Origin of the sequence: Planococcus kocurii (assembly GCF_001465835.2) — a bacterium.
Taxonomy (GTDB): domain Bacteria; phylum Bacillota; class Bacilli; order Bacillales_A; family Planococcaceae; genus Planococcus; species Planococcus kocurii.
In genome coordinates, this window is the sequence record NZ_CP013661.2 from 3,154,112 (window position 1) to 3,167,468 (window position 13,357).

The 13,357-nt window shown below is 41.1% G+C and carries 17 protein-coding genes; 16 read left to right on the top strand and 1 reads right to left on the bottom strand.

Annotated elements, in window-relative coordinates; genetic code table 11:
- Positions 1-26 precede the first annotated feature (26 nt).
- The 8 genes from AUO94_RS15325 to AUO94_RS15360 all read left to right on the top strand — a co-directional run bounded on the left by AUO94_RS15325 (position 27) and on the right by AUO94_RS15360 (position 5,893).
- Complete coding sequence (locus AUO94_RS15325) at positions 27-1,280, top strand: tetratricopeptide repeat protein (protein ID WP_058385047.1); 1,254 nt, start codon at positions 27-29, stop codon at positions 1,278-1,280.
- Positions 1,281-1,294: 14 nt separating this feature from the next.
- A complete protein-coding gene (locus AUO94_RS15330; RefSeq protein WP_058385048.1) occupies positions 1,295-1,855 on the top strand; it encodes a ReoY family proteolytic degradation factor in 561 nt (186 codons plus the stop codon).
- Positions 1,856-1,864: 9 nt separating this feature from the next.
- Positions 1,865-2,317: a DUF2487 family protein gene (locus tag AUO94_RS15335; RefSeq protein WP_058385049.1), complete on the top strand. Its 453-nt coding sequence runs from the start codon at positions 1,865-1,867 to the stop codon at positions 2,315-2,317.
- Positions 2,318-2,457: 140 nt separating this feature from the next.
- Positions 2,458-2,961 (top strand): Rieske (2Fe-2S) protein, encoded by a 504-nt coding sequence (locus tag AUO94_RS15340; RefSeq protein WP_058385050.1) that lies wholly within the window; start codon positions 2,458-2,460, stop codon positions 2,959-2,961.
- Positions 2,962-2,982: 21 nt separating this feature from the next.
- Positions 2,983-3,657 carry a menaquinol-cytochrome c reductase cytochrome b subunit gene (gene qcrB / locus AUO94_RS15345; RefSeq protein WP_058385051.1) on the top strand — a complete coding sequence of 225 codons (675 nt, stop codon included), beginning with the start codon at positions 2,983-2,985 and terminating at the stop codon, positions 3,655-3,657.
- Between the two features lie 38 nt (positions 3,658-3,695).
- Positions 3,696-4,478 (top strand): menaquinol-cytochrome c reductase cytochrome b/c subunit, encoded by a 783-nt coding sequence (locus tag AUO94_RS15350; RefSeq protein WP_058385052.1) that lies wholly within the window; start codon positions 3,696-3,698, stop codon positions 4,476-4,478.
- Positions 4,479-4,542: 64 nt separating this feature from the next.
- A complete protein-coding gene (gene lhaT / locus AUO94_RS15355; protein WP_058385053.1) occupies positions 4,543-5,154 on the top strand; it encodes a lipoprotein heptaprenylglyceryl N-acetyltransferase LhaT in 612 nt (203 codons plus the stop codon).
- A gap of 55 nt (positions 5,155-5,209) precedes the next feature.
- Positions 5,210-5,893: a zinc metallopeptidase gene (locus tag AUO94_RS15360; RefSeq protein WP_058385054.1), complete on the top strand. Its 684-nt coding sequence runs from the start codon at positions 5,210-5,212 to the stop codon at positions 5,891-5,893.
- 41 nt (positions 5,894-5,934) lie between these two features.
- On the opposite strand, the gene AUO94_RS15365 is transcribed toward AUO94_RS15360, so the two are convergent.
- Entirely contained in the window at positions 5,935-6,801 is an 867-nt protein-coding gene (locus tag AUO94_RS15365; RefSeq protein ID WP_058385055.1) for a YitT family protein, read from the bottom strand.
- A gap of 107 nt (positions 6,802-6,908) precedes the next feature.
- Here AUO94_RS15365 and AUO94_RS15370 point away from each other — a divergent pair, with 107 nt between their 5' ends.
- From AUO94_RS15370 to panD, 8 genes are all read left to right on the top strand, one after another.
- The gene (locus AUO94_RS15370) at positions 6,909-7,247 is read left to right on the top strand and encodes a nucleotide pyrophosphohydrolase (RefSeq protein ID WP_058385056.1); all 339 of its coding nucleotides are present in this window, start codon (positions 6,909-6,911) and stop codon (positions 7,245-7,247) included.
- Positions 7,244-8,044, top strand: coding sequence for a 4-hydroxy-tetrahydrodipicolinate reductase (dapB, locus tag AUO94_RS15375; RefSeq protein ID WP_058385057.1), 801 nt, complete (start codon positions 7,244-7,246; stop codon positions 8,042-8,044). The genes AUO94_RS15370 and dapB overlap by 4 nt, the downstream gene beginning before the upstream one ends.
- A gap of 13 nt (positions 8,045-8,057) precedes the next feature.
- Complete coding sequence (gene mgsA, locus AUO94_RS15380; RefSeq protein ID WP_058385058.1) at positions 8,058-8,462, top strand: methylglyoxal synthase; 405 nt, start codon at positions 8,058-8,060, stop codon at positions 8,460-8,462.
- 11 nt (positions 8,463-8,473) lie between these two features.
- Positions 8,474-9,616 (top strand): N-acetyl-alpha-D-glucosaminyl L-malate synthase BshA, encoded by a 1,143-nt coding sequence (gene bshA / locus AUO94_RS15385; RefSeq protein WP_058385059.1) that lies wholly within the window; start codon positions 8,474-8,476, stop codon positions 9,614-9,616.
- Positions 9,613-10,746: a CCA tRNA nucleotidyltransferase gene (locus AUO94_RS15390; protein ID WP_058385060.1), complete on the top strand. Its 1,134-nt coding sequence runs from the start codon at positions 9,613-9,615 to the stop codon at positions 10,744-10,746. The genes bshA and AUO94_RS15390 overlap by 4 nt, the downstream gene beginning before the upstream one ends.
- Positions 10,724-11,725 (top strand): biotin--[acetyl-CoA-carboxylase] ligase, encoded by a 1,002-nt coding sequence (locus AUO94_RS15395; RefSeq protein ID WP_058385061.1) that lies wholly within the window; start codon positions 10,724-10,726, stop codon positions 11,723-11,725. Before AUO94_RS15390 ends, AUO94_RS15395 begins: the two co-directional genes overlap by 23 nt.
- 280 nt (positions 11,726-12,005) lie before the next feature.
- Positions 12,006-12,842, top strand: coding sequence for a pantoate--beta-alanine ligase (gene panC, locus AUO94_RS15400; protein ID WP_058385062.1), 837 nt, complete (start codon positions 12,006-12,008; stop codon positions 12,840-12,842).
- A 3-nt stretch (positions 12,843-12,845) separates the two neighbouring features.
- Complete coding sequence (gene panD, locus AUO94_RS15405; RefSeq protein ID WP_058385063.1) at positions 12,846-13,229, top strand: aspartate 1-decarboxylase; 384 nt, start codon at positions 12,846-12,848, stop codon at positions 13,227-13,229.
- The last annotated feature ends 128 nt before the right edge of the window (positions 13,230-13,357 follow it).

Below are 13,357 nucleotides of genomic sequence, written 5' to 3' on the forward strand. Positions count from 1 at the left end.
GAGAATGTGAAGGAATAGGTGATAGTATGGCTAACATAGAACAGATACAAAAAGCAGTCGAACAAGGAGATCCCAAACTTCTAAATACATTACTGGATGACTACTTGCTACAGGGAAATCCTGATGAGCAATACGGGTTGTCGGAATGGCTGGCAGAAATCGGTTTTGTAGAAGAAGCGATTAAAGTACTTGAGCATTTGCAATATATTTTTCCGGAAGAAGCGCAATTGGTTATCGATCGAGCAAACTTGCTGATTGATGCTGATCGCGAAGATGATGCGTTAAATGCGTTAATGGAAGTGTCTAAAGACGACGAATTATATGCCCAAGCGCTCGTAACTTTAGCGGACTTGTTCCAACTTCAAGGCTTGCTAGAAGCTGCTGAAAGTCGCTTAAATGAAGCGATTGAATTGATGCCTGATGAACCGCTTCTGCAACAAGCGAGAGCAGAACTACTTCTCGACTCGGGCCGTTATCTGGAATCGGCAAAAATTTATCAAGAACTGGAGTCAAAACAAATTGTCATTGAAGGAGTCAATCTTTCAGAGAGACTTGCTGAAGTTTACAGTGCAGGAGCTGCTTATGAAGAGGCATTACCGTACTACGAAAAGGCGTTGGAAGATCAAGCTACGCCAGACGTTTTATTTGGAGTAGCATTTGCAGCTTTTCAAACACGCCAGTATGACATGGCTGTACGTCGGCTTGACGAATTGATTGGCATTGATCCGGATTATTTTTCTGCTTACTTATTAAAAGCACAAAGCTTGAATATGGCAGAAGATTATCAGGCAGCCTATCAGGCGATAAACGAAGGAATTACTAGAGATGAATTTGACAAGGAATTGTATTTGTTTGCAGGTAAACTTGCCATGAAACTTGGTAAATCAGCAGAAGGTGTTGGCCATTTACGCCAGGCAATCGCATTAGATCCAGAATATATGGAAGCGATCTATACGCTGGTGTCTTACTTCCATGCCGAAGAGATGGATGAAGAAGTTCTTGAACTTGCGCAGATGGTAATTGAAAGTGGAGATGATTGGGCTGGTCTTTATCCGATGATTGCTGAAACTTACGAACGCAGTGAAGACTATGAGCAGGCGACCGTGTATTATGAAAAAGCTTATCCAGCTTTTAAAGATGATGTTATTTTCCTTAAGAAATACGCATTATTTTTAATAGAAGAAGGAAAAAGAGCTGCTGCTCTCGAAATGATTAAAGAGCTACAGGCATTAGAACCAGAAAATCCAGAATGGTTTGATTGGCAACAGTCGTTTGACTGAAAGGAGGAAGTTTCATGACCGCTTCAGTGTCGATAGGTGAAAAAAAGCAATTTGTCCGTTGGTTTCTGCAATCATACAAAATGAAAAGACGTGAATGTATTTGGATTCTCAATTATATGTTGAGCAACGAAGATTTGCTTGAGAAAACCCATTTTGTTGAAGAAGCGCATTACTGTCCGCGCGCAATGGTCATGTCTTCAACCGATTCCAAAGAAATTCCGTTTCGTTTCTACAAAGGCAACTTGATGACGGCGGATGCTGAGAAATCGTTTCACGATTTACGTCTCAATCCGGACGAACATTTATATATTCAATTGAATTTCCCGAACATTCCTCCACCTAGCATGTATTTATCGGTGTTGGAAGAAAATCCATATATCCCTAAGGATGCTTCTGTTAACGAGCAAGATCGTCAAATTGCTGAAAAAATTCTTGAGGAAAGCATGTCCGTGTTCCATGAAGAAACGATTTACAAACAAATTGATGAAGCCTTGGACGCTGATGATCGTGACCGCTTTTTTGAATTGTCCGCGATGTTGAAAGCGTTCAAAGCGATAAAAAAAGATGGAGAGTGAAAAAGCGCTATGCATTTTATCGGAAAAGAGATAGATCAATACTTGAGCCAACAAGATTATATAGATACAGCAGTCGTGCCACTTCTTCAGTTAGATTTAAGTGAAGCAGGCATGAAATCGAGTGCAGGAGCTTCTGAGTACTTACAAAACTTGACTGCTTTATTAGAGAAACAATTTAAAGGGCGGATCCTTTTGTTCCCGCCCATTTCTTATGGCAAAGGAGCAAATCGTCAACGAATTGCTGAAGAACTGTCGCAAGAATTGGGACATACGAAATTCAAACACGTTTTTTATTTGACGACAGATTCAGAGTGGCGAACCATTGACAGTCTAAAAAATGTGTTATGGCTACCTGCGATTCCAATTGAAGATATGGATCAATCTTTTAAAAATTCGGTGATGGAAGACCAGTTAAGGCAGGTATTGCCGCTATTTACAAAAGAATGGTCACATCATTCATGAAATGTTCACAAACTGCATGATTAGGCTGAATGCGATATTGACCTAAAGATTTGATTGATATATCATTAGGTTGTCCTAGTAATTATATTTGAATGAGTATGTCCATTGGACTGACCTTGAATGTTAGAGGGGGGAAAAGGATGAGTAATAATCGTGTATCACGACGTCAATTTTTAGGCTACACATTAACAGGTGTAGGTGGTTTCATGGCAGCAGGAATGTTGATGCCAATGGTTCGTTTTGCGGTAGACCCGATACTTCAGCAACATGAAGGCGGAGACTACGTTTTAACTGATCAAGCTGTAGCTGATATCACGGCAGAACCAGTACGTGTCGACTTTACGTTTGAACAAACAGACGCTTGGTATGTATCTGAAGTGACGAATTCAGCTTGGGTGTATAAAGAAGGCGATAAGTTAATCGCGCTTTCACCTGTTTGCAAACATTTAGGATGTACAGTGAACTGGGCGGGTTCTCCGGAACACCCGACACAATTTTTCTGTCCATGCCACGCAGGCCGTTATGAGAAAAACGGACAAAACATTGCAGGAACACCGCCGCTTGGACCACTCGATGAGTACCAAGTGAAAGAACAAGATGGCTTTGTAGCTATCGGTGCAGTAAGAGAAAACACACTAGTTTAATAGTTAGGGGGTACGACACCAGTGCTAAACAAGTTATATGATTGGGTTGATGAGCGATTAGACATCACGCCTATCTGGCGTGATATTGCTGACCATGAAGTACCTGAGCACGTAAACCCCGCACACCACTTTTCAGCATTTGTTTATTGTTTTGGGGGACTTACATTTTTCATTACAGTAATCCAGATCTTATCCGGTATGTTCTTAACAATGTATTATGTGCCAGATATTGAAAATGCTTGGCAGTCGGTTTATTATCTTCAAAATGAAGTTGCTTTTGGAGAAATTGTGCGTGGGATGCATCACTGGGGAGCTTCGCTTGTAGTGGTCATGATTTTCCTTCATACATTACGAGTATTCTTTACAGGTTCTTATAAGAAACCTCGTGAATTGAACTGGGTAGTTGGCGTTTTGTTATTCGGCGTCATTCTTGGATTAAGTTTCACAGGCTACTTGCTTCCATGGGATATGAAAGCTTTATTTGCAACAAAAGTTGGAATTGAAATTGCGGCATCTGTACCCGTGCTCGGTGAATCGATCAAAATTCTATTGGCTGGGGATTCAACAATCCTTGGTGCACAGACTTTGACACGATTCTTCGCTATCCACGTCTTCTTCTTGCCTGCAGCTTTGCTTGGGTTGCTAGCTGCTCACTTTATCATGATCAGAAGACAGGGTATTTCAGGACCGCTATAAATCATTCCGTAACAAGGATTTTTTAAGGAGGGAACACTATGCATCGCGGAAAAGGGATGAAATTTGTAGGAGATTCGCGTGTTCCAGGTTTGGAATTCCGTCAGCCGAATGTTCCTAAAGATTACTCCGAATACCCTGGTAAAACAGAAGCTTTCTGGCCGAACTTCCTTTTGAAAGAATGGATGATTGGTTCAGTCTTCTTAATCGGTTATTTGTTGTTAACTGTCGCTCATCCGTCACCTCTTGAAGGACAGGCAGATCCGACGAATACAGCTTATATTCCATTGCCAGACTGGTATTTCTTGTTCTTATACCAATTACTGAAATACCAATTTGCTTCCGGACCATTTAACGTGGTTGGTGCTATCATCATTCCAGGTCTTGCTTTTGGTGCACTTATGTTGGCGCCATTCCTAGACCGTGGACCGGAAAGACGTCCTTCGAAACGCCCATTGCCTACAGGATTTATGATTCTTGCAATCGCATCAATTATTTTCCTTACATGGGAATCAGTAGCCAACCACGACTGGGAAGCTGCTGAAGCGCAAGGTAAAATTACGGAAGAAGTCGAAATTGATACAACGGATCCAGGATATGAAGTTTATGCTGGTGCAGCATGTATCAGTTGTCATGGCGATAACTTAGAAGGAGCAGTTGGTCCAACACTTGTTGGAACTGGTCTGACTCCTGAAGAAATCGCTGAAATTGCTGTCAATGGTATCGAAAAAGATGGAGCTCAAGTGATGCCTCCATCTTGGGATGGAACAGATGAAGATCTGCAAGTCTTAGCTGAATTTATTTCAGGCCTTGAAGCAGAATAATCAATAATAAAAAAAGAGCCGGGAAACCGGCTCTTTTTTTCTACCTTAGAAAGGAAGAAAAACAATGCTTTCCTTCGCGATTAAAATTTCAGCTTGGTTGATGTACCGGCCATTTTTGATTTTGCTATTTCTGGTCAATCTAGCTGGTACAATTTATGGATACATATGGTATGGCTGGCAATTGAAAATAACAGAGCCACGTTTTTTGATTTTTGTTCCTGATAGCCCGACCGCGAGTTTGTTTTTTACCATTGTTCTGGGACTATGGATTTTTGGTAAACGAAGCCGTTTGTTTGAAGCGCTGGCATTTATTACATTAATCAAATACGGGTTGTGGGCAGTGGCGATGAATTTACTAACGCTCTGGGAAGTTGGTTCCATCGGCTGGATTGGGTGGATGTTGATTGGCTCCCATTTCGCTATGGCGCTTCAAGCGGTGCTGTATATTGAGCATTATCGCTTTGGCTGGCTATCGGCGACGCTGGCTGCTGTGTGGACGCTGCACAATGACGTTATTGATTATGTTTTCGGCCAAATGCCAATTTATAGCACCTTGAGTGAGTACACGAGTCAAATTGGCTATTTTACTTTCTGGCTATCAATCGTTTGTGTCGGCTTCGCCTTTTATGTCGTTCGTTTGAATAAAAAGCAGTCCATTTCAGTTGACCAATATTGACTAATCCAAGTAAAATAAACGTATCAAGTAGAAAGAAAGAGGTGTTGATTTATACATGGGAATGGGCGGATATATCTTCTATTTTATCCTATTGCTAATCATCCCGATTTGGGCGCAATTCAAATTAAAAAGAACATACAAAAAATACTCAAAAGTTCGGTCGACTTCTGGTCATAGTGGCGCACAAGTAGCGCGGATCATTTTGGATGCTAATAATCTTCAAGACGTTAAAGTCATAGAAAGTCGTGGCCTGCTTAGTGACCATTATAATCCGCTGACAAAAACAGTAGCACTCAGCAGTCATAATTATCACGAAGCATCGGTTGCAGGAACAGCGGTTGCGGCTCACGAAGTTGGACATGCAATTCAAGATGCGGAGGATTATTCGTTCTTGCGTCTGCGTCATCGTCTTGTGCCAATTGTTAATGTATCATCTAATATGTCTTGGATCTTTATTATGATTGGTTTCTTTTCTGCGTGGAGCGGGGCGTTACTGATTGGAATCGTCTTGCTAGCTGCTGGAGTCGTCTTTCAGTTAGTGACCTTACCGGTTGAGTTTAATGCTTCTAGCCGAGCGATGGATCAATTGCTGTCGCATAACATCATTCGCAATGAAGAAGAACGTCACGCAAAAAAAGTATTGAGTGCAGCAGCGATGACTTATGTCGCAGCTACTGCAGTTGCAGTTCTTGAACTTGCCAGATTAATTTTGATTTACACCAATATGAATCGCTCATAAAAAAACGGCCCGCGTTTGGGCCGTTTTTTAATATAGAAAAATTAATCAATCGGTCTTTTTTCTTCGTCAAGTGTAAATCCTTCACCCATCACATCGTGAACATCCATTAAGGACACAAATGCATGAGGGTCAACAGAGTTGATAATGCTCTTCAATCGAACAATTTCATTTCTTGCGATAACGCAATACAGAACTTCACGTTCTTCTTTTGTAAAGTGCCCATACCCTCGAAGAATTGTGATGCCGCGGTCCATCTCAATGGCTATACGACTGGCGATTTCTTCTTGGGAATTTGAAATGATCAAAGCGCCACGACCTGAATAAGCGCCTTCTTGAACAAAGTCGATAACTCGTGCACCAATAAAAACAGCAACGAGTGTATACATCATGGAGCGATGATCGAGGAATGTCAACCAAGACAGCATAATGACGCCGGCATCAAACAAAAACATTGTTTTGCCCATGCTCCAGCCTATGTATTTTTGGGCCAAGCGTGCAATAATGTCTACGCCTCCCGTAGTTCCTCCAAATCTGAAAATAATGCCAAGTCCAATGCCCACAAAAACACCGGCAAACAAGGCTGCTAAAAACAAATCATCTTGTAAGTTGATTTGAATTTCATAGATTAAAAAGATTTTTAAAAATACAGAAACAGCTACTGTTCCAATAATGGTATACAGGAAAACTTTTCTGCCAAGGAGCTTCCATCCGATAAAGAATAGAGGAATATTCAACAATAAGTTCATCAATGCAGGATCCCAATGGAAGATAAAGTACAAAATCAATGTAATTCCAGCGAAACCGCCTTCTCCCAATTCGTTTTGGATATTAAAGTGAACAAATCCAAAACTGTAAATAGCGGCACCGAGAACGATGAAAAAGATATTTTTAATTTTTAGTTCTTTCAATTCATCCAAGCCCCTTTCAAGAATGTCAACTTCTGTATTATCGTTGAAAAGATGAGTTTTGACAACATCTCTAGTTTTCTTTACGATTGACTGAGGAGCGTGATGAAATGAACAGTGAAAAAACGATGAAACAGCTGCAACAAGACGTTGATACATATATTGGACAATTTAAAGAAGGTTATTTTCAACCGATGGAAATGATGGCGCGAATGACAGAGGAACTCGGCGAACTTTCAAGAGAAGTGATGCATCAATACGGTCCAAAGAAAAAGAAGAGTTCAGAAGCTGCTAACAGCATGGAAGAAGAAATGGGCGATGTCTTATTTGTTTTAATTTGTATGGCAAACTCGATGGACATTGATTTGGCAAAGGCTCATGACCGCGTTATGGAGAAATTTTCTAGTAGAGATAAAGATCGTTGGACAAGAAAGGATGAAGTCAAATGACAATTCGCGTGGCAATTGCAGGAGCAAGAGGTAAAATGGGCAAAGAAGCTGTACATACGGTTATGAACAACGACGAAATGGAACTAGTTGCTGTTTTAGACTATAAAGAAATTGGTCGCACGTTAGCAGATACTAATTTATTTCCTTCTCATTATACGGCACCGGTTTTTATCGATCTTCAAGAGCTGTACACTATTACCAAACCGGATGTGCTGCTCGATTTAACGACACCTGAATTTGTCTTTGAACATACAAAGCAAGCACTAGAATTAAACATACGTGCTGTTGTTGGGACGACCGGTTTCTCAGATGAACAACTTGAAGAGCTGAAAACGCTCTCTAAAGCTTCGAAAATAGGCTGCATCATCGCACCCAATTTTGCTATTGGAGCTGTATTAATGATGAAATTTGCTGAACAAGCTGCTAAGTATTTACCAGATATTGAGATTATCGAAATGCATCATGACCAAAAACTAGACGCGCCTTCTGGAACTGCGATGAAGACCGCTCATTTGATTTCACAACAACGCCCAATCTATCAACAAGGACATATTCGTGAGAAAGAAACTCTGCCAGGTGCTCGTGGCGCTAATTATGACGGCATGCGCATACATAGCGTGCGGTTACCGGGGTTGGTTGCTCATCAGCAAGTGTTGCTTGGAGGAGAGGGACAATTGCTAACGCTGCGTCACGATTCGTTTAATCGAGGTTCGTTTATGTCAGGCGTTGTGTTATCTATCAAAACCGTAATGGAAAAAGAAGAGCTTATTTATGGCTTGGAACATATAATCGACTAAAGGGGAAGATGACATGAAAATTGCATTAATTGCCCATGACCGAAAAAAAGATGATTTGATCCAATTTGCTACAGCTTACGAGTCAATTTTGTCTCAGCACACACTGTATGCGACTGGAACGACGGGTCAGCGAGTAATAGACGAAACAGACTTATCGGTTATTCGTTTTCAGTCAGGACCGCTTGGAGGGGATCAGCAGATTGGTGCAATGATCGCGCAAAATGAAATGGATATGATTATTTTTTTCCGTGATCCATTAACTGCCCAACCCCATGAACCTGACGTAACAGCGTTAATTCGTCTATGTGATGTCTACAGCATTCCACTGGCTACGAATATGGGAACGGCTGAAGTTTTACTTAAAGGATTGCAACATGGTTTTATTGATTGGCGATTGCTCGGAGAAAGAAGAGGATAGGAGAGGGAACTGTGCGAAAAATGAAAATCGGCATTACTTGCTATCCAACAGTTGGAGGGTCTGGGGTTATTGCTACAGAATTAGGAAAGATGCTGGCGGAAAAAGGGCACGAGGTTCATTTTATAACATCCAGTACTCCTTTTCGGCTAAATAAAACCTATGCAAATATCTTTAATCATCAAGTTGATATTAATACGTATTCCGTATTTCAATATGCGCCTTATGATATTGCGCTGGCTACCAAAATTTCTGAAGTCATTAAAAACGAAAACTTAGATCTTTTGCATGTTCATTATGCGATTCCACACGCCGTCTGCGCAATTCTTGGGCGAGACATGGCGGGCTCAAATATCGGGATTGTAACGACCTTACACGGCACAGACATCACAGTACTAGGTTCTGATTCATCATTGAAAGAAGCAATTCGCTACGGGATTGAAAAATCAGATATTGTTACAGCCGTATCAGATTCATTAAAAGAACAGACCTATGATCTTATTAAACCGAATAAAAAAATAGAGACAGTTTATAATTTTGTTGACGAAAGAGAATATTTCCCGCAAGATGCTACGAAACTAAAAGAGCAATTAGGCATCGGTGCTAATGAAAAAGTAATGATTCACGTTTCAAATTTCCGTAAAGTGAAACGTGTTCAAGATGTTGTCGAGACGTTTTCTTTGGTGCGCCAACAACTGGATTGCAAGCTATTATTAGTAGGAGACGGACCCGAAATGAGCCGAATTATTCAGCAAGTAAGGGATTTGGAGTTGGGAGATCACGTATTATTTCTTGGCAAGCGCGAAGGCCTTGCTGAATTTTATAGTATTAGTGACATTAAACTGTTGTTGTCTGAAAAAGAGGCATTTGGCTTAGTTCTACTCGAAGCGATGGCGTGCGGTGTTCCTGTAATTGGCTCCAATATCGGCGGGATGCCTGAAATTATTGATCCAGAAAATAATGGCTACCTTGTTGAACTAGGAGATACACAACAAGCTGCGCAATATGCGATCCGTATGTTAAGTGACGATGAGCATTTACAAAATTTGCGACAAGGTGCTTTGGAGACTGTAACTGAGCATTTTCATTCATCAAAAATTTTGGAACAGTACGAAGGCTTATATGAACAGTTGATGATGAAGGCTGAGCAACAATGAATACGGCCATAAAAGTAATTGACACGCTAAAAGATGCTGGATTTGAGGGCTATATAGTCGGTGGAGCTGTCCGTGATTTGTTGTTAGGAAAAGCACCACAAGATGTCGATGTGGCATCTTCTGCATTACCACAACAGGTAAAGGCGCTGTTTAAACGAACGGTGGATACAGGCATCGACCATGGCACGGTATTGGTACTGCTAGACGGAGAAGGTATTGAAGTGACAACATTTCGAACAGAAAGCGGTTATTCTGATAATCGTAGACCGGATTCCGTCGAATTTGTCTTATCACTCAAAGAAGATTTACGACGTCGCGATTTTACGATCAATGCGATGGCAATGACTGAAAATCAGGAGATTATCGATCCTTTTGGCGGACAAGAAGATCTGCAAAATCAAATCATTCGGGCAGTTGGCAATCCGGATGAGCGTTTTGAAGAAGATGCCTTACGTATGCTGAGAGCAATTCGTTTTACAGGACAATTAGATTTCATAATCGATATGAAGACTTTACATTCGATCCGTCGCCATGCACGCTTAATCAAAGCAATTGCAGTCGAGCGATTAAAGTCAGAAATCGATAAAATATTCGTCAATCCCAGAACACAAAAAAGTATGGCTTATTTATGGGATTCGGTATTAACAAAATTTTTGCCAGCAGGCGAACTTTTTCAAGTAGACTGGATACCCTATAAATCGAATGGTACGTCTACGTTTGGTTGGTTTTATCTGCTACATCAGCAAAATCGTCAGTTTTCAGCTGTTAAAGAATACCGGTTCTCCAATGAAGAAAAGAGACTCATTGAAAAAAGTTTGGAATTAACAAAGCTCGAAACTTGGGACCAATGGACGTATTACCACTATTCAATCGAACAGTTGGAGATGGCCGCTTTAGTAACTGACAATGTAGAAAACTTAACAGCTGCTAAGCAGCAATTGCCGATTCAATCGAAGTCTGATATCGCAGCAAACGGTCTGGACTTAATGCAATGGAGCGGTGACAAATCAGGTCCTTGGCTAAAAGTATGGATTGAAAAAATGGAAAAGCTCATTGTCTATGGTGAATTGGAGAATGACAAAGAACTCATAAAGGACTGGTTTAAAAATGAATATCACCGTCACGCTTAAGATAGCAAAACGATTGATTGAGTCGAATGGTGAAGCTGTATCAGGTCAACATTTAGCGGATGAATTGGGTGTTTCGAGAACGGCAATTTGGAAGCACATAAAAGAACTTGAAGAAAAAGGTTACGGCATTGAATCTGTCAAGAAAAAAGGCTATCGGATTGTGATGTTGCCAGATACATTAGAACCACTCGGCATACAAACGGGCTTGAAAACAAAGAGCATTGGTCGAGAAATAGAATATGTCGAAAGTTGCGCATCAACTCAAATCATTGCGCATCAACTCGCGCAAGAAGGTGCTCCTGATGGCACAGTAGTGCTTACAGAAACGCAAACAGCTGGACGCGGTAGATTGGCTCGGAAATGGGACTCTGCGGCTAACAAGGGTGCTTGGATGAGTATTATTTTGCGTCCTGATGTGGCACCGCAAAAAGCACCTCAATTTACGCTCGTAACTGCCGTAGCAGTCGTTCGGGCAATCGAAGAAGTGACAGGGCTGCAACCGCAAATTAAATGGCCAAATGATATTTTACTGAATGGCAAAAAATGTACCGGCATTCTGACTGAATTACAGTCGGACGCAGATGGGATTCAAGCTTTGATTATTGGTATCGGTTTAAACATCAATCAAGAAAAAGACGATTTTGATGCCGAGGTACAAGATATCGCGACTTCACTGAAAATGGAAAGTGGAGAAGCGGTAAATCGTCAAAAATTAGTTCAGTCTTTGCTGTTTTACATGGAGCTCTATACGCACATGTATATCGAAGAAGGTTTCGCTATGCTGAAGATCTTATGGGAGAGCTATTCGACGACAATTGGTCAGCCGGTACGAGCTCGAATGACCAATCAGACACTTGAAGGCATCGCAGAAGGCATTACCGATGACGGCGTCTTGCAATTACGGACCGCTGACGGTAAACTTCATGGTATTTATTCAGCTGATATTGAAATGACTAACGAATCTAGGAAGACGCCATAATAGAGATACGTCGGTTTTTCACTAGTCTCTTTAAATAATTTAATCGCGAAGCATACAATATGCTTTTTTAAAAAATTCTGGTATAGTATTTTCAACGGGCAGTATCACTCGTGAACTGCACCGAACAACCGCAAGACACCCAAAATTCTTTATAAATATGTTCTGCCTTGATCAGATTCACGACAGGGACGGAGGAAACCAAGTGTACATTTACTGTCCTTCTGTCTTTTTTTAGCAGAAGGGCTTTTTATATGGTTTTCTTCCCGAGAGGAGAGAAAAAATGTTGATTTTACAGACGGTAATCGAACTAAAAGAATGGGTTCGTGATACCAAAAAAGCTGGCAAAACAATAGGTCTTGTGCCAACAATGGGTTTTCTGCATGAAGGCCATCTTTCGCTAGTCGAAAAAGCAAAAGCGGAAAACGACAAAGTGGTCATGAGTATTTTTGTGAATCCCGCTCAATTTGGACCAAACGAAGATTTTGATCGGTATCCAAGAGACTTAAAGCGAGACCAAGAGCTTGCTGAAGGAGCCGGTACTGACGTTATTTTTGCGCCAAGCGTTGACGAAATGTATCCGCGCGAAAGCCAAATTCAACTATCTGCAGGCGCTCAAGCTGATGTGCTTTGCGGTGCGAAAAGACCTGGGCATTTTGATGGGGTTTTAAAAGTAGTTACCAAGTTATTTCATTTAACAGAAGCTGACTTGGCTTATTTTGGTCAAAAAGATGCCCAACAATTAGCGGTTATTGAATCGTTTGTGACAGATTTTAATTTTCCAATGGCCATAAGACGTGGAGAGACGGTTCGCGAAAAAGATGGCCTCGCGAAAAGTTCTCGTAATGTTTACTTGAGTGATGCGGAGCGGAACGAAGCGCCTCACTTGAGAAAAGCATTGGAAATGGGCAAGGCCACATTTCTAAAGGGACAGGATCCAATCGAATCTATGACTGCCTACTTAACTGAACATACATCTGGAAAAATCGATTACATCGAATTACTTGATTACCCAACATTAACGACTCCTATTCAGCAGGATGGCATTCTAGCTTTAGCGGTACAGTTTGAAAAGGCGCGTTTAATTGATAACATTATTTTTAATCCAAAGGAGAACTGACCCATGCTTAGAATGATGCTCAATTCAAAAATTCACCGTGCGACGGTGACAGAAGCTGATTTAAACTATGTTGGTAGTATTACCATCGATCAAGATTTGCTGGATGCTGTTGGCATGTTAGCCAATGAAAAAGTGCATATTGTCAACAACAATAACGGTGCACGATTTGAAACCTATATCATTGCAGGAGAGCGCGGTAGTGGTGTGATCTGCGTCAACGGAGCAGCAGCGCGTCTTGTGCAACGAGGAGATATCGTGATTATCTTGTCGTATGCATATGTGATGAACGACAATGCTCGTGATCATAAACCGACTGTTGCTATTATGGATACCAACAATCAAATCAAAGAAATCATTCACTATGAACCTGAAGCGACCGTCATGTAAAAAAACAGCCTCCGAAAAAATTCGGGGCTGTTTTTCTTTTGCCTGAGAGTGCAGCGAAGAAGATTGAATTTTCATCTTGAAAGCGGAAAGCGGTAGGATATGTTACAATTTTTTTAGGCAATCACCTA

Excerpts from the sequence above, each read along its gene's own strand:
- AUO94_RS15325 (WP_058385047.1), top strand. The coding sequence starts at position 27 with ATGGCTAACATAGAACAGATACAAAAAGCAGTCGAACAAGGAGATCCC.
- AUO94_RS15330 (WP_058385048.1), top strand. The coding sequence starts at position 1,295 with ATGACCGCTTCAGTGTCGATAGGTGAAAAAAAGCAATTTGTCCGTTGG.
- AUO94_RS15335 (WP_058385049.1), top strand. The coding sequence starts at position 1,865 with ATGCATTTTATCGGAAAAGAGATAGATCAATACTTGAGCCAACAAGAT.
- AUO94_RS15340 (WP_058385050.1), top strand. The coding sequence starts at position 2,458 with ATGAGTAATAATCGTGTATCACGACGTCAATTTTTAGGCTACACATTA.
- AUO94_RS15350 (WP_058385052.1), top strand. The coding sequence starts at position 3,696 with ATGCATCGCGGAAAAGGGATGAAATTTGTAGGAGATTCGCGTGTTCCA.
- lhaT (WP_058385053.1), top strand. The coding sequence starts at position 4,543 with ATGCTTTCCTTCGCGATTAAAATTTCAGCTTGGTTGATGTACCGGCCA.
- AUO94_RS15360 (WP_058385054.1), top strand. The coding sequence starts at position 5,210 with ATGGGAATGGGCGGATATATCTTCTATTTTATCCTATTGCTAATCATC.
- AUO94_RS15370 (WP_058385056.1), top strand. The coding sequence starts at position 6,909 with ATGAACAGTGAAAAAACGATGAAACAGCTGCAACAAGACGTTGATACA.
- dapB (WP_058385057.1), top strand. The coding sequence starts at position 7,244 with ATGACAATTCGCGTGGCAATTGCAGGAGCAAGAGGTAAAATGGGCAAA.
- mgsA (WP_058385058.1), top strand. The coding sequence starts at position 8,058 with ATGAAAATTGCATTAATTGCCCATGACCGAAAAAAAGATGATTTGATC.
- AUO94_RS15390 (WP_058385060.1), top strand. The coding sequence starts at position 9,613 with ATGAATACGGCCATAAAAGTAATTGACACGCTAAAAGATGCTGGATTT.
- AUO94_RS15395 (WP_058385061.1), top strand. The coding sequence starts at position 10,724 with ATGAATATCACCGTCACGCTTAAGATAGCAAAACGATTGATTGAGTCG.
- panC (WP_058385062.1), top strand. The coding sequence starts at position 12,006 with ATGTTGATTTTACAGACGGTAATCGAACTAAAAGAATGGGTTCGTGAT.
- panD (WP_058385063.1), top strand. The coding sequence starts at position 12,846 with ATGCTTAGAATGATGCTCAATTCAAAAATTCACCGTGCGACGGTGACA.